General features: G+C 45.7%; 23 protein-coding genes. 10 read left to right on the forward strand and 13 right to left on the reverse strand.

Annotated features, from left to right (window positions below; translation table 11 throughout):
* Positions 1-322 precede the first annotated feature (322 nt).
* Positions 323-556, forward strand: coding sequence for a hypothetical protein (locus RIF36_RS09815; protein ID WP_350121722.1), 234 nt, complete (start codon positions 323-325; stop codon positions 554-556).
* Here the strand turns inward: RIF36_RS09815 and RIF36_RS09820 are convergent.
* From RIF36_RS09820 to RIF36_RS09850, 7 genes are all read right to left on the reverse strand, one after another.
* Positions 553-750, reverse strand: coding sequence for a DUF433 domain-containing protein (locus RIF36_RS09820; RefSeq protein ID WP_350121724.1), 198 nt, complete (start codon positions 748-750; stop codon positions 553-555). The two genes, RIF36_RS09815 and RIF36_RS09820, sit on opposite strands and share 4 nt — an antisense overlap.
* Before the next feature lie 74 nt (positions 751-824).
* Positions 825-1,082: a Txe/YoeB family addiction module toxin gene (locus RIF36_RS09825; RefSeq protein ID WP_350121726.1), complete on the reverse strand. Its 258-nt coding sequence runs from the start codon at positions 1,080-1,082 to the stop codon at positions 825-827.
* A complete protein-coding gene (locus RIF36_RS09830; protein ID WP_350121728.1) occupies positions 1,079-1,333 on the reverse strand; it encodes a type II toxin-antitoxin system Phd/YefM family antitoxin in 255 nt (84 codons plus the stop codon). The genes RIF36_RS09825 and RIF36_RS09830 overlap by 4 nt, the downstream gene beginning before the upstream one ends.
* Positions 1,334-1,432: 99 nt before the next feature.
* Positions 1,433-2,107, reverse strand: coding sequence for an NAD-dependent epimerase/dehydratase family protein (locus RIF36_RS09835; RefSeq protein WP_502880849.1), 675 nt, complete (start codon positions 2,105-2,107; stop codon positions 1,433-1,435).
* A gap of 51 nt (positions 2,108-2,158) precedes the next feature.
* The gene (locus RIF36_RS09840) at positions 2,159-3,010 is read right to left on the reverse strand and encodes an MBL fold metallo-hydrolase (RefSeq protein WP_350121732.1); all 852 of its coding nucleotides are present in this window, start codon (positions 3,008-3,010) and stop codon (positions 2,159-2,161) included.
* A gap of 51 nt (positions 3,011-3,061) precedes the next feature.
* The gene (locus tag RIF36_RS09845) at positions 3,062-3,451 is read right to left on the reverse strand and encodes a Dabb family protein (protein WP_350077053.1); all 390 of its coding nucleotides are present in this window, start codon (positions 3,449-3,451) and stop codon (positions 3,062-3,064) included.
* A 76-nt stretch (positions 3,452-3,527) separates the two neighbouring features.
* Positions 3,528-6,071 carry a beta-N-acetylhexosaminidase gene (locus RIF36_RS09850; protein ID WP_350121734.1) on the reverse strand — a complete coding sequence of 848 codons (2,544 nt, stop codon included), beginning with the start codon at positions 6,069-6,071 and terminating at the stop codon, positions 3,528-3,530.
* A 189-nt stretch (positions 6,072-6,260) separates the two neighbouring features.
* Here RIF36_RS09850 and RIF36_RS09855 point away from each other — a divergent pair, with 189 nt between their 5' ends.
* The 7 genes from RIF36_RS09855 (at position 6,261) to RIF36_RS09885 (ending at position 13,430) form a co-directional block, all read left to right on the forward strand.
* The gene (locus RIF36_RS09855; protein WP_350121736.1) at positions 6,261-6,839 is read left to right on the forward strand and encodes a TetR/AcrR family transcriptional regulator; all 579 of its coding nucleotides are present in this window, start codon (positions 6,261-6,263) and stop codon (positions 6,837-6,839) included.
* Positions 6,840-6,848: 9 nt separating this feature from the next.
* A complete protein-coding gene (locus RIF36_RS09860) occupies positions 6,849-7,595 on the forward strand; it encodes an outer membrane lipoprotein-sorting protein (protein WP_350077059.1) in 747 nt (248 codons plus the stop codon).
* Between the two features lie 10 nt (positions 7,596-7,605).
* On the forward strand, positions 7,606-8,820 hold the full coding sequence (locus tag RIF36_RS09865) for an ABC transporter permease (RefSeq protein WP_350121738.1): 1,215 nt from the start codon (positions 7,606-7,608) through the stop codon (positions 8,818-8,820).
* Positions 8,821-8,836: 16 nt separating this feature from the next.
* Positions 8,837-10,048, forward strand: coding sequence for an ABC transporter permease (locus tag RIF36_RS09870; protein ID WP_350121740.1), 1,212 nt, complete (start codon positions 8,837-8,839; stop codon positions 10,046-10,048).
* A 17-nt stretch (positions 10,049-10,065) separates the two neighbouring features.
* Complete coding sequence (locus RIF36_RS09875; RefSeq protein ID WP_350121742.1) at positions 10,066-10,749, forward strand: ABC transporter ATP-binding protein; 684 nt, start codon at positions 10,066-10,068, stop codon at positions 10,747-10,749.
* Positions 10,736-11,890, forward strand: coding sequence for a hypothetical protein (locus RIF36_RS09880; protein WP_350121744.1), 1,155 nt, complete (start codon positions 10,736-10,738; stop codon positions 11,888-11,890). The genes RIF36_RS09875 and RIF36_RS09880 overlap by 14 nt, the downstream gene beginning before the upstream one ends.
* A 202-nt stretch (positions 11,891-12,092) precedes the next feature.
* A complete protein-coding gene (locus tag RIF36_RS09885) occupies positions 12,093-13,430 on the forward strand; it encodes a YihY/virulence factor BrkB family protein (RefSeq protein ID WP_350121746.1) in 1,338 nt (445 codons plus the stop codon).
* Here the strand turns inward: RIF36_RS09885 and RIF36_RS09890 are convergent.
* The 3 genes from RIF36_RS09890 to RIF36_RS09900 all read right to left on the reverse strand — a co-directional run bounded on the left by RIF36_RS09890 (position 13,421) and on the right by RIF36_RS09900 (position 16,898).
* Complete coding sequence (locus RIF36_RS09890) at positions 13,421-14,482, reverse strand: hypothetical protein (protein ID WP_350121748.1); 1,062 nt, start codon at positions 14,480-14,482, stop codon at positions 13,421-13,423. The genes RIF36_RS09885 and RIF36_RS09890 overlap by 10 nt on opposite strands.
* Before the next feature lie 4 nt (positions 14,483-14,486).
* Positions 14,487-14,993 carry a hotdog fold domain-containing protein gene (locus RIF36_RS09895; RefSeq protein WP_350089462.1) on the reverse strand — a complete coding sequence of 169 codons (507 nt, stop codon included), beginning with the start codon at positions 14,991-14,993 and terminating at the stop codon, positions 14,487-14,489.
* 81 nt (positions 14,994-15,074) lie between these two features.
* Entirely contained in the window at positions 15,075-16,898 is a 1,824-nt protein-coding gene (locus RIF36_RS09900; RefSeq protein ID WP_350121750.1) for a sodium/sugar symporter, read from the reverse strand.
* Positions 16,899-17,502: 604 nt separating this feature from the next.
* Between RIF36_RS09900 and RIF36_RS09905 the strand changes: the two genes are divergently transcribed.
* Positions 17,503-18,096: a T9SS type A sorting domain-containing protein gene (locus tag RIF36_RS09905; RefSeq protein ID WP_350121752.1), complete on the forward strand. Its 594-nt coding sequence runs from the start codon at positions 17,503-17,505 to the stop codon at positions 18,094-18,096.
* A gap of 103 nt (positions 18,097-18,199) precedes the next feature.
* Here RIF36_RS09905 and RIF36_RS09910 read toward each other — a convergent pair whose 3' ends face one another.
* Genes RIF36_RS09910 through RIF36_RS09920 form a run of 3 tightly spaced genes read right to left on the reverse strand, consistent with a single transcriptional unit; the run spans position 18,200 to position 22,341 of the window.
* A complete protein-coding gene (locus tag RIF36_RS09910; protein WP_350121754.1) occupies positions 18,200-19,660 on the reverse strand; it encodes a TolC family protein in 1,461 nt (486 codons plus the stop codon).
* Positions 19,653-20,993, reverse strand: coding sequence for an ABC transporter permease (locus tag RIF36_RS09915; RefSeq protein ID WP_350121756.1), 1,341 nt, complete (start codon positions 20,991-20,993; stop codon positions 19,653-19,655). The genes RIF36_RS09910 and RIF36_RS09915 overlap by 8 nt, the downstream gene beginning before the upstream one ends.
* A gap of 1 nt (position 20,994) precedes the next feature.
* Positions 20,995-22,341: an efflux RND transporter periplasmic adaptor subunit gene (locus tag RIF36_RS09920; RefSeq protein WP_350121758.1), complete on the reverse strand. Its 1,347-nt coding sequence runs from the start codon at positions 22,339-22,341 to the stop codon at positions 20,995-20,997.
* A gap of 309 nt (positions 22,342-22,650) precedes the next feature.
* On the opposite strand from RIF36_RS09920, the gene RIF36_RS09925 reads away from it, so the two are divergent.
* Positions 22,651-23,100: a DinB family protein gene (locus RIF36_RS09925; protein ID WP_350089477.1), complete on the forward strand. Its 450-nt coding sequence runs from the start codon at positions 22,651-22,653 to the stop codon at positions 23,098-23,100.
* The last annotated feature ends 35 nt before the right edge of the window (positions 23,101-23,135 follow it).

Here is a 23,135-nt window from a genome sequence, read left to right on the forward strand (position 1 = left end):
ACCTGACTTAAGTGTCTGTAATGCTTCCTCGAAAAGTTGCTCCAACTCACTCCGAGGTGGTTTCTTTGATTCCATTTCTGTCATAAGTTCTCACTTTATTTTTACTTATACTTATGACACACTTTTCTGAACAGTCTCTAATAAAATAAAGACTGGCTTCCTGCAATTTTTCCCGATGTTGATAGGTCTTTCTATCCTTATTCAGACGTTAAGGTCAGTAATTCCTGACTTTTCTTTGTCCATTACGCAACTCTGTCTGGGATTGTTTTCTTCTGTGCTCTTTATAACGATTACCCTCGTTATCTGGCGAAAATTTAAAATTGTGTGTATCGGAAAAAGTAAGATACTCATTGCGGATCACAGAAAGGAATACGAATATACTTGGCTCGATGTGGAGGAGATATCGCTGGATAGGTTCTTTGGTATCTATAAACTAAAAATAAGGGAGAAGCCTCATATCTATTTTTCCTCGTATGGAGCTGTTACATGGTTATTTGGAGATGTTAGTGATATGGGAATGATTATCGAAAAAATGAAAAGGGAGCTAAATCTTTAAAGAAGCCCTATTTCAAGCACCCCAATTGCTTTCTCTTTTGATACGCTTGGGAAATCTTCGAAAAACTCCTCACGTGTAATTCCCTTTTCCAGGTGCCAAAACAATGTTTGCACTGGTACTCTTGTGCCAGCAAAAACCGGCTGCCCATTTTGGACGTCAGAAACAATTGAAATAAGGGATTTTATGTTATCCATACTTAAAAATACGAATTTATTTATTCCAAATTCTCAGACAAATGCTACCCAAAAGCATTAGACGGAGTGGGCTGCTAATCATAATGAAACCTGCACTTTACAACCCAGATTTCACCTTCCACTACCCTATAGATGAGGCGGTGCTCCTCATTGATCCTTCTTGACCAAAAGCCTCTGTACTTGTGTTTTAACGGTTCTGGTTTCCCTAAACCTTCGTAAGGTGTTCTGGAAATTTCCTTAATGAGCATATTAATACGACTGAGCATCTTTTTATCAGTCTTCTGCCAGTAGAGATAGTCCTCCCACGACTCATCCACAAAGCAAAGCTTCATTCTTCGATAAGGTCTTTGCTGAAGGACTGGCCATTGCGAAACTTGGTAATTGCTGCATCCAAGCGCTTCTCATTGACCTGGGAGGATAACTCATGCTGGGTCGCCTGCAAGGCATTGTATTCTTCCAGCGAAATCACCACAACGCCAGAGTCTTCGCCCCGATTGATAATCAGCGTTTCGAAATTCTGCGTCACCTTGTTCAGGTACGATTTCATGTCTTTTCGAAAAGCCGAGATTGTAGCAGTGATCATGAGGTTTCTTTTTATGTACAAATTTATGTACAATATTTTGTAATAAAAAGTGCGCCATACAGGAAGCGGGAAGCCAGCTTACTGCTTACCTTTCACCTCTTACCTCTTTGCCACCGCCTTAATATCCTTCACCTCCAGCACCTTTTTATCATATCCCTTCAACGTCACGCCCAACATGGCCTGGCCGAGGTCGGCCAGTGTGCTTACGCTACCAGGGAATACGGTTTTTAAAAACGGGTACATCCAGCTGAAGTACTTGTAGTATTTCAGCGTGTTATTGAGGCCTGGTGTAGGCTGCATGTAGCCTGGGCGAAACACATAAGCCGCTTTGAAAGGGAGCTTCATTACGTCGTTCTCTGTTTTTCCTTTCACCCGAGCCCACATCACTCTACCCTTCTCGGTGCTATCAGTTGCGGCGCCGGAGACATAACAGAAGGTCATGTCAGGGTTCAGTTTTGCAAGCAGATCGCCTGCATGCATGGTGAGGTCGTAGGTGAGCTTCTTGTACTCAGGTTCTTTCATGCCTACCGATGATACACCCAGACAAAAATAGCAAGCATTGTAGCCCTTGAGCTTGTCAGAAATAGGAGTGAGGTCAAAAAAGTCACTATGAATGATCTCCGTAAGCTTAGGGTGCGTGGTGCCACAGGGTTTCCTGCCTATCACCAGCACCTTTTCCACGTCGGGGTGGTTGAGACATTCGTGCATGACTCCTTCGCCTACCATGCCACTGGCACCAGTAACGATAACGTTGATTTTTGTTCCCATAAACATGCTGACGTTTGACTTTGCGATTTACTTTACCTGCTATGGAAAGGTAAGCAGTTAAATTGAAATCACCTCGCCATCGGCAGGTACCAGGAGCCGTTTTGCATGGTTGTTTTCGGCGGCGTATTTGGTGACGTCAGTCTTGTGCAGGTGACAGTGATTGACCGTGTCCATATGCACAGCAATGACCTTGGCTTTGCCTGATGATTGCAGCACTTTCTCAATGTCAGCGAGGCTCATAGTGATCGGGTCTCCTTTAAGAAACTGCGCCGCTCCGGCGTTCACCACAATGACGTTGGGTGTGTATTTTGCTAAGGCAGTTTCCACTTCATCGCACCAAATAGTATCCCCTGCGATGTACAGTTTGTCGGCACCTGCTTTAATAACAAAACCTGAAACCATCCCCATTAGCTGGCCAATTTCGCCTGTTCCATGCTGCCCTCCAGTTCTGGTAATGGAAAGCCCCTGGAAAGGGTAGTCGGAGGCAATTGCTACGGCATTCTCAAAACCCAGTTCCCTGATTTTCTCAAGATCAAAGGGCTGACAGAATATGGACTTGTTTTTAGGGATTAAAGCATGGGCTTCACTGTCCCAATGGTCTCGGTGGATATGTGTGACCAGCACAGCATCACATTGGCTGACAAGCGACTTTACTTCGTCTGATGATAAGGGAAGATCGACCATGGGAATGCGGAGGTCGTTGCCTGCATTTTGCACCGGGGGCATGGTGTCTTTCGCTGAAAGCATCGGGTCGACGAGTAGTTTGACTCCGCCCATCTCTACCCAGAGAGTGGCATGTCTGAGGAGGCGAACAGTCGTTCTTCTTTTGTTGGCAAAAGCATGAGGGCTACTGGTGGCCAGTAGCCCTCCGATAAGCAGTGAGCTCCTTAAAAAGTCTTTGCGGTTCATGGGATGGTATTTTCTAACCCATTAACGAAAATTGGATCGCTTCGTTGATCTTTACTTCTCCACCCAGAAATCAACTACTGTTACACCGTCCAGATGCGGCCCTACAATACCACCAAATACTTTGTGGTCGGGGTGAACAAGGTAATCATCCCTGTCTTTTTCGCTGTTGAAGGTAAGGATGAAAGCATGGGTAAGTCCCTGATTCAATCCTTCAGGACTATTGTTGGTGCCCCATTCGAAAGCTTTAATTTGTTTGATCTTTTTAGGGAGCGCCTCAAAGGCTTCTACCACTTTCTTCACATCTTCTGCGGAGGAAGTGTCTTTGAACTTGAATAGTACGACGTGACGAAGTGAATTTCCTTTTCCCTGAGCCATAGTGTTAGATGAAGTGAAAGCGATTGCGACAAAAGCAACGGCAAAGCAAATAAGCAGGTTTTTCATTTTGTTGGAGTTTTATTAACCAATAATAACTCAACTTCCTGAAAGATGAACGCTTTCAGGAAGTTTTATAGCCATCTTATTGAGGAGAGACGGTGGAACTCATCCCCGACCTTCCCCTGATATCAAAACACTTTAGCTTTACCGTGCTGCTCACGGCTACAGGCTCGGTGTATTCCTGGGAGTTGGCAGTGGGCTCTGATCCGTCGGTCGTGTAGCGAATAATCAAGCCTGGATACTCGCTATTGGCTAGCAGCAGTCCTCCTTCTATTTTTGCCCCTGGCCGTGGGATTCTGTAGCCTACGCCTCCTTCAAGGTAGCTTAGCCTTGGCATTTCCTTCTGTCCCATGGTGTTAGCAAAGCCATTCCAGGCTGCGTCCCTTGCTTTTATTCGTTGCTCCAGATTGTCGATGGTTGCCCATTTAGGATTACCAGCCCAGGCCCTTTCAGCGAGTCCAACTAGCTTTGGGAAAACAACGTATTCCAGCAACTCAGGTGTTTTAGCCACTTCTGCCCAAAGCTGTCCCTGTATCCCAAGGATGTTTTTTTCTCCTTCTGGTGTCAGCTTCACCATCTTCTTCATTTCGGCCTCCACATCTATTGAGTTACCCCGACTGTCTTTTTCTGAAGAATAGAAGATATTTTGAGGCACAATTTCCCACGCCGACTGCGTATTTACCAACCCGGCCCATGTTTGGCCAGGCTCTTCAGGATCGTTGTTGTAGGCCAGGTCAAAGTACAGCTTGGTGGCATTGGCAATGATGGGTGTGTATCCTGCGTTGGCAAGTAACCCAGGTAGGTTGGGGTCGGGTATCCATACGTATGGGCGCATACCTGAATTGGCGAACGCCGGGTTCACCTCTTCTTTTCCATCGGCCCCTTCACGCATGGCCACTTCCTGCCACCCAGATGTTGGCATGCCTTTTTTCTCCAATATTTTGATCAGCTCTCCGATGAAATAGGGCATCAGGTCGTGTGCCTTTTTGATTTCGGGGTGTGATTTCTTGAACTCCTCACAAATTGGCGACTTCTCCCAGACGCCCTTTGGTACTTCATCGCCGCCGATATGGATAGACTCCAGAGGGACACCGGCCTCTTTGTGCATGGCAATGATTTCGTCAAACACTTTCTCCATGAATGTAAGAGCGGAAGGGCGACACACGCAGATCACGTTGTCGGGGAAGTTCTGCACCGACATGTACTCGGATGCATCTTCGGGGTCGTGAAGCGCATACTGGTTGGCCTCTTCTGTTTTGCCTTCTTTCATGAGGCGATTGTACCGATTCTTCATTGAGACGATTGCGGCTCTTGAGTGCCCTGGAATATCAATTTCAGGGATCACCCTGATATGTCTTTTGTATGCGTGTTGAAGTATGTCTATATAGTCAGCCTTGCTGTAAAAACCATTGCCGGGAGAGTTAGGATCGTTGGGGTCAGGGCCGGAGCCGTATTCCGGGTGAAGAAACTCTTCTTCGGTGGTGGTATGCCCCCTGCGGCTGCCTATGTCAGTCAGCTCAGGAAGGCCGGGTATCTCAAGTCTCCAGGCTTCATCTTCGCTCAGGTGCGTATGGAAGTAGTTGAGCTTGTAGTAGGCCATCAGGTTGAGTAGCTTGAAAACCGTTTCCTTCGATTCAAAGTTTCTGGCCATGTCCAGATGCATGCCCCGGTAGGGATAACGTGGAGCATCGTCAATAGTGAGTTGATCCAGCGAAATACCCGATGCGGGCGTTTCATAAGTAGCCACAGGCAGTAGCGCTCTTAAACTCTGGATGCCGTAGAATACGCCGGCGGCGTCAGTTCCGGTAATTTGAATTCCCGATGTGTTAATAGACAGCGTGTAGGATTCAGGCCCTCCGGATTTACCCAACTTGAGCTGCAACGACTGGCCTTTGCCCTCCTGCGTACTCACTTCACCATCAAGCACCTCGCTCAGAGCCGACTTAAGTAACTCTGCCTCACTGCCCAAACCGGCTTCATGATAGATGACGAGCGGAGTTTGCAGCATGAATGAACCCTTTCCTGCTTTTATGCTCATGGGCGTCGGGGTCACTTTGCCTAGCTGGGAGGCAGGGAGCATCTTGAGCGATTGGTTTTTCTCAAAGAGATTCTTAGCCGTAGGAATCAGCGTCTTTACGACCTTCAGCACTTCCGGGTTATCCATGGTGAGCGTGACAGGTTGGTAGTTGCTGATGGTTTTGGCGTTATCATTTCCCTGAGCAAGGTAGGGGCCAAGCGGTTGCTGTGAGTTTTTAACGATAGCACCCCCGGCCGCATACTCGAAGGTGAGCGTTTCACCCTGGGCCAATTCAAACCCCTCTTTTGGTACTAGTTTAAAAAGCGTTCCCAGCTCAAACTCTATAGCCAACTTTGCTCCTTCGGGCAAGACGAAATCGTGACTGGCGATTTGATTGTAGTAAATGGCCCAGTCGGTACCTGAGAGTGCGGGGCCATTGTTGGTGATAGTAAACTTTGCCTTGTGCTGGTTTTCTCCACCCGCCTGATTTTCGACCAGTTCCCAGCTAAGTTGAATATCATCGGCATCGACCGGCTTGTTTTCCCTGGTGCTACAGGAAAAGACAATAAGTGGCAATGATACAAGAGTAAGTCGAAAGAAGGATCTCATAGCGAACGGGTTTGTTTGAGGCTTCAATATCGGAAGATAGGCTTTAAATTAAAATGTGTGCGGAAACATTTTTGAGGAAAGCCCAGGCCTGTATTCAAAAATACAAAAAAATAGTATGAAAATTTTAAACTGTCAAAATGAAACCATATTTTTGACTGACCGTTTAGTCAATATAAAAGTAACTTATAAATGAGTCCAAGAACCAAGGCACAGATAGAGGAGATAAGAGAGCAGAGCAGGGAGAAGATTATTGCTGCCGCATTGGACTTGTTCGCTCACAGTGGTTTCCATAGTACATCTATTGCTCAGGTAGCTGCCAAAGCTGGTATTTCCAAAGGTCTTATCTACAATTATTTCCAGAGCAAGGAAGATCTGCTTCAGGCCATTTTTACTGAGGCAATGAAAAACTCCGAGGATATTCTGACCCTGGATCCGAAGGCAACCGCCAAGCAAAGGCTGATAGGTATGGCAAAAGCATCGGCTGATTTCATGTACAATAATCAGGAGTATATGCGCTTGTTTCTGACACTGATGATGCAGCCTGATGTGGTGAAAAGCATGAAACCGTGGTTTGATACTGTAGGTAAAGCAAAAAAAGACATGCTGATGCCCATGTTCGAAGAGATATTTCCCGGACGAGCTGAGGTCGAGTACTTTTTCTTCGGTGCTATTATGGACGGCATTGGCTTTGGCTACCTCGTGCTAGGGCGTGAGTACCCATTTGAAGACGTAAAACGAAAATTCATTGACTACATACAAAATCAATAATTGATAGCTATGAAACACTTTTTGACTACAGGATTTATTTTTTGTCTGTTAGCATATCAGGCAAACGCCCAAACGGCTCTTGAAATCATTAAAAAGGCGGATGAGAAAATGCAGGGGGAGAATGGTTACGCCGAAATGGTGATGAAGATTGTCCGGCCCGATTGGACTCGGGAAATCACAATGAAAAGCTGGAACAAGAACCAGGATTATTCGCTGATACTGATTACAGGGCCGGCAAGAGACAAGGGCACGGCCTTTTTGAAAAGAGGCAAGGAGATGTGGAACTGGCAGCCTTCTATTGACAGGGTAATAAAAATGCCGCCATCCATGATGATGCAGTCGTGGATGGGCTCAGATTTCACCAACGACGACCTGGTGCGTCAGTCTTCTATTGTTACCGACTATACGCACAAGTTGCTGGGCGACACAACCATGTTAAGTAGAAAGTGTTGGAAAATGGAACTGACTCCTAAGGAGGATGCGCCGGTAGTGTGGGGCAAAATAGAGGCTTACATCGATCAGAAAGACTACCTCCAGCTATTGATCAAATACTATGATGAAGATGAATACTTGGTGAACACGATGGCCCTTTCTGATATTAAGGAAATAGGAGGGCGAACATTGCCCACGCACATGGAGATGATCCCTGCGGAAAACCCAGATCAGAAAACGGTGATCGATTATGTGGCCAGGACTTTTGATACCGATCAGCCTGACGACTTTTTTTCGATCCAGAATTTAAAACGAATCAGATAACCTATCGATTATGCTGCTATTAATAGCCTGGCGTAATATCTGGCGCAACAAGCGCCGAACGCTGATTACTCTTGCTTCCATAGGATTTGCTGTCTTTTTTGCCTGCATCATGCAGAGCATGCAGCTGGGGTCTTATGAGCGAATGATTGAAAATGCCGTCCGTTTCTACACCGGTCATATCCAGGTGCATGAAAAAGGTTATTGGGACGACAAAACCCTTGACAATAGCCTGGAAGTGACAGAAGGTCTTCAAACCAAACTCTCTGGGGAGACCGACTTGAGCGCTTACGTACCCAGAGTTGAGTCTTTTGCCCTGGCATCTCATGGAACGCTTACCAAAGGAGTGCTCGTGAACGGTATCGATCCTGTAAAAGAAACAGGGCTGACCGATCTGCAGGGAAAAATTGTGGAGGGACAATACCTTTCCACTCCTGGAGATATCATGATAGGTGAAGGGCTTTCTGCCTACCTGAAGGCAGCCCCCGGCGACACCCTTGTGCTGATTAGCCAGGGCTATCATGGCGCAAATGCCGCTGGCAAATACCGGATAGTAGGCACGTTGAAATTTCCGACGCAGGAAATGAGCGCACAAGCGGCTTATATAATGCTAAGCGACGCCCAGTACTTTTTCAACATGCCCAACAGAGCAACGTCACTGGCTTTGCTGCTCGACAATTCCGAAGCAGTGCCGTTGGTGAAAGCTGACTTGACCTCGAAGCTTGATACAACTGTCTACGAGGTGATGGACTGGAAGGAGCTTATGCCCGAGCTAGTCCAGAGCATTGAAGTTGACTATGCTAGTGGGCGGATCATGTTGTATGTGCTGTATGCCATTATAGCTTTTGGCATCTTCGGCACCTTCATTATGATGACCAACGAACGGCAGTATGAGTTCGGTGTGATGCTGTCGATTGGTATGAAGCGACGGCTGATGCAGGGAATGTTGTTTTTGGAGATCATTATGCTGGCGGTTTTAGGGGTCGTTATGGGTATAGTGGCCGCCAGTCCCATTTTGGCCTATTTCTATCTCAATCCGATTCACGTGGGGGGAGAGATGGCTCAGGCCTATGAAAAACTGGGCATGGAGCCTATCCTGCCGTTTTCGCTTGCTCCTGAGGTTTTCGTGAACCAGGCGCAAGTGGTCTTTATCATGACCATATTGATGGCTGTATATCCTCTTTGGATTGTGGGTAAGCTTAAGGTAATCAAGGCACTTCGCAGTTAACTTAAATGGAAGAAGTATGATTTTTAATATTTCATGGAAAAACATCTGGCGCAACAAACTCCGCAGCGGAGTGGTCATCGGTGCTATGATCCTGGGCGTGTGGGCACTACTTTTTTTGTTTGCCTTTTCCGATAGCATCACCAACAATATGGTAGGCAACTCTATCAAGTACGACTATAGTCATATACAGCTGCACAACAAAGCGTACAAGAATGATCCTACTTTCAATAACAGCATAAATGGGCTAAATGAAGTAGAAACTGCGCTTGCCGGAATGACTCAAGTGGCCTCGTACTCCGAAAGACTGATCGTTTCGGGCATGGTTGGTTCGGCTAACTCTACACAGGGAGCTATGATTTATGGGATTGACCCAGAGGCCGAAGCGAGTGTCACTTACCTGGATGAGCAACTTGCTGAGGGTACTTACTTCACAGAAATAAAGCGGAACCCAATTGTATTGAGCCAGCATATGGCTGAGAAGTTAAAAGTCAGGTTAGGATCCAAAGTGGTGCTTACCTTTCAGGACAGTCACAACAATATTACGGCCGGCTCCTTCAGGATCGAGGGCATTATCAAAGCCAAGTCGCCACGAATCAATGAAGGAGTGGTGTTTGTGAGAAAGGGAGACCTCGAAAAGCTAACAGACTGGGTGCAGCCGCAAGAAATAGGGATGGTGCTTCAGGATATTCAGGAAGTTGAGACGGTGAAGGCGGCTTTGCAAACGTCGCTGCCAGCTCTTGAGGTTTCGTCGTACAAAGACCTGGCGCCCGACCTGGAGGTGATGACCCAGCAAACAAAAATTTCCAAAACGGTGCTGATGGTTATCATTATGCTGGCATTGGTTTTCGGCATCATCAACACCATGCTGATGGCAGTGCTCGAGCGAACCAAGGAAATAGGCATGCTCATGGCCATTGGCATGAAACGGATACGTGTGTTCACTATGATCATGATAGAAACAATATTGATTTCACTGGCGGGTGCGCCGCTGGGAATGCTCATGGGGTATTTCACCATTCTCTATTTCAGTTCTCATGGGTTTGATTTCTCGGCCTACGCCGCTTCTCTGGAGCAGTACGGCATCGACTCAATTATTTACCTTTCTCTGGACGCCAGTAATTATTTCATGCTGGCTTTCACGGTGGTGGTTACGGCGGTGCTTGGGGCAGTTTACCCGGCCCGCAAAGCCACCAAACTGAAACCAGTAGAAGCATTAAGAAAACTTTAACATTCAATTTTTTAGAAATGATAGTTATCAACGCTAAAAACATCAGCAAAACATACAATCCTGACAAGGTGCCGGTTCATGCGCTGAACCATGTAAACCTTGAAATAAAGAAAGGTGAATTTACCGCCATCGTCGGCCCGTCGGGTTCGGGCAAATCCACTCTTCTTAACATCATTGGGGGGCTCGATGTGCCCTCCGAAGGCACCATAGAGCTGGGCGGAGAGGATATTTCCAAATTCAGCGACAATGAGCTCATTGATTTCAGGTTGCAACACATTGGCTTTGTGTTTCAGGCCTACAACCTTATTCCGGTGCTTACTGCTGAGGAAAACGTGGAATTTATTATGCTGCTGCAAAAGCAGAGCGAGAAGGACAGAAAGGCAAGAAAGGTCGAGCTTCTCACCAAGGTCGGGTTGAAAGACCAAATGAACCGCAGACCCTCGGAGCTTTCGGGCGGACAGCAACAGCGGGTGGCTGTGGCCAGGGCTTTGGCGTCGAAGCCGGAGTTCATTCTGGCTGATGAACCCACGGCCAACCTTGATTCGCACTCAACCGCTACCTTGCTCGAAATGATGGCCAATATGAATGAGAAAGAGGGGGCCACTTTCGTTTTTTCTACTCACGACCAGCGAGTAATTGACAAAGCCAGAAGAGTGATTACGCTAGAGGATGGAAAAATAGTTTCGGATGAAGTTCGCTAAGTATGCAGGGCTGGTTATCCTGCTGGCAGGTGGGTTTAGCTCTCAAGCCCAGGACGAAGCACCCAAGTTAACTCTCAAGGGCTATGTGAAAGACTTATTCACGGCTAATTTCTCCACGCCCAACGATGCCAGCTTTGATAACCTGATTCACAATAGGCTGAACCTAAAATGGTATCCGAATGAGCATTTAACAGGAGCTTTGGAGGTGCGAAATCGCTTTTTTATTGGCAATAGCCTGGGGCTAATTCCCAACTACGGCTCCTACGTGGATGTCAACAACGATTACGTGGACCTGTCGGTGTTGCCAATTAATAATGACAAGGCGGTGCTGCACATGATGATCGACCGGGCCTATTTGCAGTGGAATAAGAACAACCTGGAGGTGACAGTTGGGCGACAGCGCATCAACTGGGGACAAAACCTGGTGTGGAACCCCAACGACATTTTTAATGCGTATTCGTTTTTCGACTTCGACTATGAGGAAAGGCCTGGCAGCGATGCTCTCAGGGTACAATACTACACAGGTGTAGCATCTAGCGTGGAGGCAACAGTCAAAGCTGCTGATTCATGGGACAAGGTAGTGGCGGCTGGTATCTGGCAAACCAATAAATGGAACTACGACTTCCAGGGCTTTGCCGGGAAAATGAACGAGCATGCTGTGCTGGGAGGGGGCTGGGCTGGCAGTATTAAAAACGCTGGATTCAAAGGTGAAATGACGTGGTTCAGTGAGGCAGCCGGGCGCAAGGCTCAGTTCATTACTTCAAGCTCAGTCGATTACTCTTTTGCCAACTCATTCTACGTCAACGGTTCTTTTTTATTCAATTCATCGGGGACCAGCAAACCTGATCAAAGCGCCCTGGGTGCCTTTTCACTCAATAAGCTGGATGTGAGGAGCCTGTCTCCTTACCGGTGGTCGGTGTTCGGCCAGGCCAGCTACCCGTTCCATCCGCTGGTGAGTGGGGGCCTTTCTTTGATGGTTTTCCCTTCCGATATGGGATGTTTCACCAGCCCTTTTGTCACCTACTCGGTTGTCCCCAACCTTGACCTCGACCTGCTCGGTCAATTCTTTCTTGGCGACATAGGAGAGGGGTATACACTACTGGCCAAAGTAGCCTATACTCGTGTTAAATGGAGCTTTTAACCTTTTTGTAGGGGGTTCTCAGGCAAGGGGTGTTTTAGTATTGTAAAGAGTAAGAATCGACGTAAAGAAAGTCAAATCTTGTTTGCCCAGGTATGAATTTATACTTGGGTTCAGGTACTAAGGAGCTTCGGCTCCTTTTTTTATTTCCTTAATTGAGTATTTTTATCTTTGCGCAGCATAGCCTAACCACTAAAGTCCTTTTATGGCGTCGTTGAAAGAGAGAATTGATAAAATTGCTCAGTTTATTGAGGTTGACATATGGAGAATTAAGCTGGATTCGATTCCCAGGGGCAGAAGCTTTCTTTACAGACAAATAAGGGTGTTGGTATTGGCAGGGAAAGGCTTTGTGAGAGACGAGGTTGGTGTCAAGTCCTCGGCGTTGACCTATTTCACTTTGCTGTCGATTGTCCCTGTAATTGCGCTCGCTTTTGGTATTAGTAAGGGCTTTGGGTTTGATATCCAGAATTCCATCAGCACGCTGCTGGCGGGGCAAGAACAGGCAACGGAATTTGCCTTTGAAGCAGCAGAAAATATGCTGAAAAACGCCAAAGGAGGAGTGGTGGCGGGAGTAGGTTTGATTGTGCTGCTCTACACGGTTTTACGGCTGCTCAACAGCGTAGAGGAAACGTTTAACGATATTTGGGAGATCAAAAAACAGCGGTCTTTACAGCGAAAGATATCCGAGTACACAGCGATATTGCTTATTTCGCCAATCCTGGTTTTCTTTTCCAGTTCTCTCACAGTGTTAGCCAGTTCTGAGGTGCAAACCCTCACCCAACAGATTGAGCTTTTGGATTTGTTCGCCCCTCTTATCTTGTTTCTGCTTAAATTTTTGCCATACACCCTCATTTGGTTGTTGCTCATATTGCTTTACCTGATTATGCCTAATACAGGTGTAAAAGTGAAGTCGGCCGTTATCGCCGGCGTGGTTGCAGGAACTGCTTTTCAGCTACTTCAGTGGGGTTATATTGAGTTTCAGGTTGGTGTTTCAAAGTACAACGACATCTATGGTGGTTTGGCCGCTCTTCCGTTGTTTCTGATTTGGGCCCAGGCCAGCTGGATGATCGTGTTGTTTGGGGCTGAGCTTTCATTTGCCCATCAAAATGCAGCCCGGTATGAATTCTCAAATGAGACTCTCCAGCCCAGCACCAGGCACAAGGAGTTCATCGCTCTGCTTATCGTAAGGCTGCTTATACTCAGGTTCAAAAAAGGAGAACCGGGCTTGACTGTCGGCGAAATTACTGACCGGTTGCTGGTTCCCTTCAGGTTTGCCAATGTGATTGTGAGGGAGCTCGTAGAGGTGAAAATTCTTTCGGAGATCAATATGGGAGAACGAGAAGAAAGCACCTACCAGCCGGCAATGGACATTGATTTAATTACTGCCTATCTTGTGATTGACCGCCTTGAGAACAGAGGTCTGGACAATATCTGTATTCTCAATGATGATGAGGCGACACTTATGCTACAAACGATTGACACCATGGAAGCTGACATGGACAAGTCAATGGTGAACAGGCCCCTTGGCGAGCTTCATTTATAGTATTCATATTCCAGATAGGTACAGATGTAGTTGGGGTTTTGCTCCTGATTGAATTCGATCGCATCAAGAAGCTTTTTTTTGTCATAGGTGAATTCTCCACTTTGGGTGATGTTACTAGCTGATGCCTTCATATAGTACGAAATCAATTTTCCGCTATCATTGAAATTCTCTTCATAGACCCGGGTGGTGTCGCCCGTAGTTTCATCGATATGGTAATCTGAAATATGACTGGGGGTACCGTCGCCATAGAAGGAGTTAATCTTCTCTCTGATAACAAGCCGATCTTTGTTCAGCAGGCGAGCATGCGAAATTTTGTTGTGCTTATTATATTCGTACTCCATCGATACCTCGTCCTCAATAATGCTTGCAGTGGAGCTTGACATGTAGATGCGATCACCAAACTCATTGTACTGGATCACTTGGGTAGCCACCTCATCGCCCGACACCACATTGAACCTTGTGAATGTTTCTTCCAGTAGTGTTTCGTCTTTGTAGGAGTAGGTGGCCACTGCGTGGGTTCTGTCCAGATTATCTCTTTCCTCTATTTTAATCGGGAAACCGTCAGGGTTCAGGGTGACAATCTTGCGCATTTCACTTCTCACCTGTCCGTTTTCAAGGAAGTCTGTTGTGAGGGTATCATATCCCAACTTGTCGTAATACTTAGTCTGAATGACAATATTGTTTAGGTTATACAGGTTTTGATAGGTTTTGTCGCCTTCCGGTCCATAGAAGTAGTGGGTTCTGCTTCTTAGCTCACCTGAATATTCATAGGCTGCTTGTTTCAGCAGCCTTCCTTCTTCGTCAAACTCTCTTTCTTCCAGCACCGTACTGCTACTCCTTGGCGCAGTCGCCTCACAGTCGTAAAGGTAGGTGGTGATTTTTCGAATATCGAGCGAGGCTATTTCTCTTTGATACTTGAGTAATTCTTTTTTCTCGGGAGAAAGCCTGGGATCAACCGTCTCATCACCCTGAGTGGAGAGCCCGCCACAGGAAAATAATAGTGGAAATAGAACGAGCGGAAAAGAATGGCGCATTATGCTGACTAACCTCATAAAATCACTTAGAACGTTGTTTAAAAGACCATGTGAAGTGAAAGACAGAAACGATTGTGCCGTCCTGCAAAGTGCCGGTGGTTTTGGCGGTCACAGTTTGAGGCTGCCCCGAGCTTATGGCTAGCTCAACTGCATCAAATATTCTCTGTCCATCCTCACAGGTAAAAGTGGTTTTTCCAGTCGCTCTTTTTGGGAATTCTGCTTTCAAATCAACAATGATAGTAGCCACACTGGGGCTCCTGTCCGTTATCGCCAAAAGGGCAATGGAAGCTGTAGAAAGCTCTGCCGCCATGCTTTGAACAGCGAAATATATCGATTTGAAAGGGTTTTTGTTAAGCCATTTGAAAGGGATGGTAGTAACAGCTCTTTCGTTGTTCAGTACCTTTAGTCTCATTCCGGCTATCCATCCCGCAGGTACATTGCCAAAGGTGTACATCCAGAAAAGAAATGGGTTCAACATCCTCTGCCTGAACTTTTCCTGCTTTCCTGTAAGAGTAGTGGTGCTGCTCATAGTGCTGTGCCTTTGAATACCAGCGAAATTAACAAAAAAGGCCCGGATATCTCCGAGCCTTCAAATCTTATTGAGTAGGCGTTACCACCATACAATGTAGATGAGGGTAACCAGCACAACGATGATGAGCGCCATGGTATTAAACTGCTTCGAAGACTTGTAAACCCTTTTGGATATATCAATGGCTTTTTTGTCGTAGTCAATGCCTTGAGACAGGAACAGCGCCACGGCCACAAACATCAGGCTCATTAGATGAATAAGCGTTTTTCCAATATGGGTATCCATGCTCAAGACGGTTCCATCAAACATTTCGTGGTTACCGCCCTCCATAATTATAAAGAGGAAAAGACAGCCAACAATGATAAGGAAATTCTGATCCTTCCATTTGAATCCTTCCTTGTCAATCCATGAGATGATGATCATTGCAAAACAAAGGACAATGAACACAAAGCCCATTCGGTCAATAAATGGCACCTCAGGCACAAAGAAGTAGAAAAAGGCATTGATAGGTATGGAAAGCACTGCTACCCACAAGGCTGCGTTGGACGTTGACTTGCTCCAGAACATACCAAATAGGAAGATAACAGTGACAGCAGGGGTCACAAAGCCGGAAAACTCCTGGATGTACTGAAACATCTGATCAAAGCCTTCCAGTGCGGGCGTTACAAGGCACGCAATTGCTAAAGCGACGAAGCTGGTCATACGACCGACTTTCACCAGATTGGTTTCAGTAGATTCCTTATTGATGAACTTATGGTAAATGTCCATCGTGAAAATCGTGGCTGTTGAGTTCATCATAGAAGCCAATGATGAAATAATGGCACCAATTAAAGCGGCAAATGTTACCCCCTTGAGCCCGGCTGGCACAAGCGACAGCATAGCCGGATAAGACTTGTCAGGCTTCATGAGCCCGTCACTCATCATAGCATTAATGATGTTGGCATCTCCTGTTTTGTCGACAAGGTAAAATGCTGCAACACCCGGGATCACCACAAAGATGGGCATGATCACTTTCAGGAAGGCTGCGAATGCAACGCCTTTACGTGCTTCAGTAAGGTTCTTGGCTGCAAGGGCTCTTTGCGTGATATACTGGTTGCATCCCCAATAGGCCAGGTTAGCAATCCACATGCCCCCAATAAGTACTGAAATTCCGGGCAAATCCATGTAGGACGACTTGGCCTCACCATTAATTACATAGGTGGAGTCCACATCAAAAACCATATCAAACTTACCAGGTACCTCCCTGATGAGGGTGAGAAACCCACTAAAAGCACCTTCACCACCACTTACTAAATTCAGGGCCACTCCCGATACAAGAATACCACCGATGACAAGGAATATCACCTGTATAATGTCAGTGTAGGCTACTGCTTTTAATCCCCCGTAAATTGAATAAAGGAGAGCAAATGTGCCAAGACCAAGAATGCCATACATGAATGGAATGCCGATAACGGTATTAAGAGCCAGCGCCCCCAGGAACATCACCGTAGTCAGGTTGACGAAAACGTAGAGAAGGAGCCAGAATACAGCCAAACTTGTTCTTACCCTGCCGTCATATCTCAGTAAAAGAAACTGAGGCATAGTGAAAATTTTCTTATTTAAGTAGATGGGTAAAAGGTATTTGGCCACCAGTAGCAGCGTTACGGCTGCCATTAACTCGTAAGCTGCAATGGCCATTCCTATGGCGAACCCTGAACCAGACATGCCAATGATTTGCTCTGCTGAGATGTTTGAGGCAATTAAAGAAGCACCAATGGCATACCAGGGAAGTGATTTCCCTGCCAGGAAGTAGTCGGTTGAATCCTGCTCAACGCCTTCCTTTTTTCTGGAGACCCACCAGGCAATGCCTATGATGATAAGAGCATAAATACAAAATACAACAATGTCAATTGACGAAAAGCTCATAACGGCAATGTGGTTTAAGTGGCTGGATTTTCACTAATTGGGCAGCATAATACGCATTTGCGGGCTTATCGCAAAGTAACTTTAGTTTAAATAGGTACTGGGATTTGCCAGAAGCTGGATAGGAGACAACTTAGAATTATACAAGTTATTGATGATAAGCACGAAACACAGCCACTCACCTCATGTGTCGTGGGTGCTATGAATGCCAATTATTGTATCGGGTTTCTTGCACCCTTTAGCTTTAGGTTGGGTAAAACAGAGCTAAAAGTTTACCAGCGGTGTTCGTTTGTGACCACAGGAGTGTACGGATTTGAAAAAGGTCAGGAATTGGAATGAACGGGATATTTCTTTTTTAAGCGGCAGAGGATTTTTTTGGTTCTTTTTTTGTAACCCTGAGGGTGGTGGTTTATCGTCAGCGCCTGCGGCCTAACGATTGTTTTTTTGAAAATGCGTTAATAAACCATTGGTTCTATTGATAAAAAACTAATCCAGCTACCTTCTTTACTCCTTTGCCAGTTTTATTTTCAAAATTTCTTTCACCTTTTCTGAGAACTTGGCCGAAACCTTGCCCGTACAACATCACAAGGTTTAAAACTCGAATATTATGAAAAAAGTTATGTCAACAGCAGCAATGCTGGTAATGGTTACCAGTATGGCTTTAGCTTCCAAAAATACCAATGAAGCTACTAAATCGTCACAAGTAAAAATCACTCAAAGCACGGCGATGGGTATTTATAATCTGCGTTTTGACGCCGACAGCCCAGGTCAGGTAACAATCAAAATTGCCAACGAAAAAGGCAATACCCTGATGAAAGAAAAGATTGCTTACACTACTTCATTTGAACGCCCTTACAACTTGCAGGATCTACCCGACGGAACTTACCGTATGACGGTTGAGCGGGACGGCAAGGTGATTGAAGAAACCATTCAGCATGTGAAGAACAGGTCGGCAGTAAGGGCAATTTACGATGTGGATGTTGAGGAGGTATCAAGCGGCAAATATCAGTTGGTGGTGAAGAAGACTGGTCACCAGGCAGTAAAAGTTAAGATTACCGACAAGAATGGGGTCATCTTCTTTAATGGTGCCATCGACGAAATGGGTAGCTTCAGCAAGACATTCGACCTGAGCAATATAGTTGCCAGCGACGTGAAGATGGAAGTCACGATGGGAGATAAAACGACAGTGAGGAGTTTATAATATTTTTTCGCTGCTGGTGACAGCCAGCTTACTTTAGCCACTCAAAAGCAAAAAGGACTTTTTAATCTGAAAGTATGACCGGAGGCGGATGCCTCCGGTTTTTTTATTTTGCGTCAGAAGTGTATAGCAACCTATTCTCCTGAAAATCATACAGTGTAAGCCTTCTAAGGTCGTAATAAGCTTGCCAGTAGCTCTCAAGTGCACCGATGTAGGCACGCTTGGCATTGTCTTTTTCTGTCAGTGCAATATTGAGATTGGTGATGTCTATTTTGCCTATCAGGTACCTGTTTTGGGCAACTTCGTACCGCTTTTGTGCCACCTGATCAGCTGTCTTTGTTATTTCCAGTGAGCTCAGCAGCATATCAAACTGCTTTGTTTGCGTGATGATTTCCTGCTCGAAATTCACTTCGTCCTGGGCAATGACGTAATCAGTTAGCCGTTGATTTGCCAGGGCGGTTTGCAGCCTTGACTTATTTCTTCCCCAGTCCAAAATAGGCATGTCAAAATTGATATTGACCCGTTGAAGTGAGTTAGGATTGGCGTAGACATCACTGAGGTAATCACCACGGTTATTTAATCCGTAGGAAGCCGACAGGTTCACCTGAAACCGTTGCTTTCTTGCCTGTTCCACATCACGCTCTGCCTCCAGCCGTCGCCGCTCAAAGGCAATAAAATCTGCTCTGTTTTGCTTTGCGTAGGCCAATGCCTGCTCTACTGCGATTTCGAACTGCGGAATTACTTCTGGCATTGCCAGTTCCACTTGCTGGTTGTCGTTGAGTCCAATGAAGGTTTTTAGTCTCAGTATTGCATTCTCAAAATCGAGGCTGGCCTGCGCCACGTCCTGCCTTGAACGCAGCAATTGAAGCTCCACCTGCAGCAGTTTGTCTTCTGATGTAGTGCCTATATTGAAGCGGCCTTTTTCAATCTGATAAATCGTGTCGTTGTTGGCAAGATTAAACTGCGCAATCTGAAGGTTGATCTGAGCATCGAGTACGCTAAAAAACCTGTCCACAGCCGTTCTGGAGATGAACTCCATTTGCTCCACGTACTCTCTTTTACTTTCTTCAAAACGGATGGGTTCAGTTCGCTTCTGCCATTTCAGCGAATTGAACGCAAAAATGGGTTGGAACACCGACAGTCTTAGGATATTGCTTGTCCACTGGGTGGTAGTTCGCTCGTAGTCCTGAAACTGATAAACATCGGAAAGCAGGTAAACTGTGCCGCCAGTTAAGCCAAGAGGCTGTGTCAGACCAAACGAAATATTCGAATTGGTCTGTGTTCTGGGTTGGAAGATCAAACTACCGTCATTTTGACGGGTTGCCAGAATATCTTTGCTAAAACTGGGTACATCTCCGCTAAGTCCAAGCTGGGGGTTGTAGTTGGTTTTAAAGTACCTGTATTGCCAGTATCGATTTTCTTTGACTGTTTCCGCTTGTTTCGCCGAGGGAGATTGATCCTGCGACCGTTGAATAATGTCTCGTAGCGTCAGTTGCAACTTTTGTGCATCAACGGCGAGAGAAAAAAACAGAAAAACAAAAAAGAGTAGATAGCTTCTATTATTCATACCTGAGGGATGTTATCGGGTCTTGGCTGGCAGCTTTCTGTGCCGGGGCTATTCCAAACACAAGACCTACTGTAGCAGCAACGCCGAACGAAACGATGACTGATGAAAAAGTGATAATAGTGGGGAAGTCTCCAAAGCTGGATATGCCCAGTGCAAGGCTAATGCCGAGGACAACCCCAACTATTCCCCCGCTTACACTGATCATCATGGCCTCGAACAAAAATTGAGTAACGATGTCAGTTTTCTGTGCTCCTATGGAAAGGCGCAGGCCAATTTCTTTGATTCTCTCCATAACGGACGCCAGCATGATGTTCATAATGCCAATGCCTCCAACCAGCAGCGAAATTCCTGCAATGGCTCCAAGCACAATATTGAAGATGTTTTGTGTTCGCTGTTGTTGTTTAAGCAATAGCTCTGGAATGGTGATCTCGTAGTCGATCACTCCAAAGTGTCTCCTTTCTATCATTCTGGAGATGATTTCTGCCGTACTTTGCATTTTTGAAGCATCTTTCACCTGAATGACGAGTTTGTCGATTTGATGATAATTACTTGGCTGCTGATTGGAGCTACTGCCATCGTCATTGTTGTTTCGGTTAGCGGCTTTTAGAATAGCTTCGGTTATCAACTCTCTGTTTCTGTACCTGATCAGGAACGTCTTAATAGGGACGTACACATCCATGTTGTAGTCACGAATACCGAGCTTGGCTATATTTTTTTCAGAGATAAGGCGCTCGTCCAGCACCCCAACTACCTCCAGCCACTGGTTGCCAACCTTGATGGTCTTTCCAATTGGGTCTTCTTTGCTGAAAAACCTTCCCTTGATGCTTTTGCCAATGATGCACACCGGAAGACCTCCCTCAATCTGACTTTCACTGAACATACTGCCTTGATTCAGGGCAAAAGCCCCAATATCAAAATAGGAGGGCATTACGCCGACGAGTTTGGCTGATCTTCGAAAACCGTCTTTGATGATAACAGTTTCCATCACGCATTCGGGACTCACAGCCTGGATGTCTGGTATCGTCTCAAAAATGCTTTGCGCATCAGCCATTCTAAGACCCGGGGAGAATTTCTTCTTTTCTTCCCCCTTGGTATTGGCGGCGTCTATCTTCTTTTCTTCCTGCTCTACTACCGGCTCAATGATGATGTTGTTAACTCCCACCATTTTTATTTGCTCAAGAATCTCTTTTTCTGCGCCGTTTCCTATGGCCAGCATGGCAATGACAGCGGCTACACCGAAAATGATCCCCAGTGCAGTTAGCAGTGAACGCAATTGATTGGCCAAAACTGCCTCCAGGGCAATTTGGAAGTTGGCCAGCAGCTTCTTGTTCATCTTAGTGATTTGGGTTGTTAGCTAGAGATTTTCCAGGGGCGGATTGTGTGGCTGACGATTCAGTCATTTCAGCTACTTCGTTTTTCTCGCCCTGGTTTCGCTTGCCATTTAACGATTCGAGGAGTTTAATTTCGCCTTCATCAATATTGGCAGGAAGAGAAAGGTATACCTTTTCGGTACCGGAAAGCCCCTGCTTGATAATGGCTTCATTGGCATTGGATAACCCCATTTCGACCTCCTGCTTGGTGCCGTCGCTCAGTATTACATATTGAATGGAGTCGTTGCGTGAATGGATGGCCTCAAGGGGGACAAAAACTACCGAATCGAGCTCGCTAACAACTATATTGTTGCTGGTTGTCATGGAAGGCCTTAGTGAAGGATCCCGTTCGTTGACGTTGATGGTTACTTCAAAAACTTTGGCATCCGAATTTGGGTTTTGTTGACCAATATTGGCGACTTTCATTACCTCACCGCTCAACTCCTTGTCGGGGTAGGCATCAAGGCCAATTTTGACTTTTTGCCCTGGGGCCACTCGCCGGATATCTACTTCGTTGACATAAGTGACCGACATCATCTGCGTCAAATCGGGAAGTGTAGCCACAACTGGATTCCAGGCACCTATTTGCGAACCCGCTGCGATTTTGTTGCCATCCCAGTTTTTTGTGTAAATAACCATTCCATCCTGAGGGGCGAGTATGTTGAAGTCTTCAAGCAGAGACTTCATAGAATTATAGTCAGACTGTTCTTTTCTCAGAGTAGCACCTACCTCCTGCATTTTGGCCACCGACTGCTGAATCTTTAATTGATAATTCTCAACCGTCTGATCCAACTCTCTTTGGGCCTTCTCCATGGCTATTTGGTTTTGCTTTACCGTTGCAGGCGGCTCGAACTGAGACTGATCAAGCACTAATTGTTTTTCCTGTAGCGCATATCTCAAGTTAATTATTTTTTCTCTTTCAGCTCTCAGGTTGATGGCTGTGTCAAGCCTTGTCTGTTCATACTGCGATTGGGCTTTTTCCAGATTGTTTGCTGCATCCGAAAGCCTCGTATGAAGCTCAGATTTGTCAATAGATGCTACAAAGTCCCCCTTCTTAACCACGGTTCCTTCATCAACCAGGCTTTCTATCTTTAAGTTGTAAATTCTATAATTTTGAGCTCTTGTGGGACCCAAAATTCTTACCGAACGCAGGGCACTTAGCTCGCCGGTGGTGGTTACGTCAACCACAAATTTTCCTTTGCTCACATTTACGATAATGTCGTTCTCCTCGCTGCTCTTGCTTTGACTGAAATACAAAACAGCAACGAGTAGTATGAGAATAGAAGCAGGTAAAATGTATCTTTTTTTCATGATGGTTAAGTTCGATTAGCATACACATTTAACAGAAGTATGAATTTGCACAATAATCATACTTAAAAAATTAAAAGAGGTAATTAACTTCTTTTATAACTCAAAATGCGGTACGGTTGGTATACTTTGAAAAAAAATATTAGTTACAAATATACCTAACAATTTAGTTGATGCATTTACCTGACGACACTTTTTTTAGCCGGAGATCAAGTAATTACACCCGTTTTCAGGTTATTTTGGCTATTTCAGGCTGATGGTTGGCAGTTATTGGGCGCATCTTACTATCTTAGTGCACGCAAAAAGCTTTTTATGTCGTCTCATATTCTTATCTCCAGTCTCGAATTCAATCAGAAAAAAATAGAATCGTTGCTGGCGGATCTCACAATTGATGAAACCCTGGCGTTCACACACGACAACATCAACAATATTCATTGGATCGTGGGCCATATTGCATCGCAAAGAGATACTTTGCTTGAAGACTTGACGGGGGAAATGACTTTTCCGCAGGAGCTGAAGCAGTATTATGGCAAGACCGGGGATCCAAGGAAAATGCCTAAGACTATTGACTGGCTGAAATGTCTTGATATTTTGAAAGAACAGTTCAATGATATCTCCGCCTGGGTTTTGGAGTGGGATAGCCAGGGACGGCTCGATAGAGAAAAGGGTGATGTGATAGTAAAATACCTAAGCCATGAGGCATATCACATTGGGCAAGTAAGCCTGATAAGGAAGATGCTCGGTAAGACTGCGGCTAAATAGTTGTTAAATCCAGTCCGAAGGAACCTTTATCGGTT

This window comes from Imperialibacter sp., from assembly GCF_040222815.1.
In the GTDB taxonomy this organism is placed as follows: Bacteria; Bacteroidota; Bacteroidia; order Cytophagales; family Cyclobacteriaceae; genus Imperialibacter.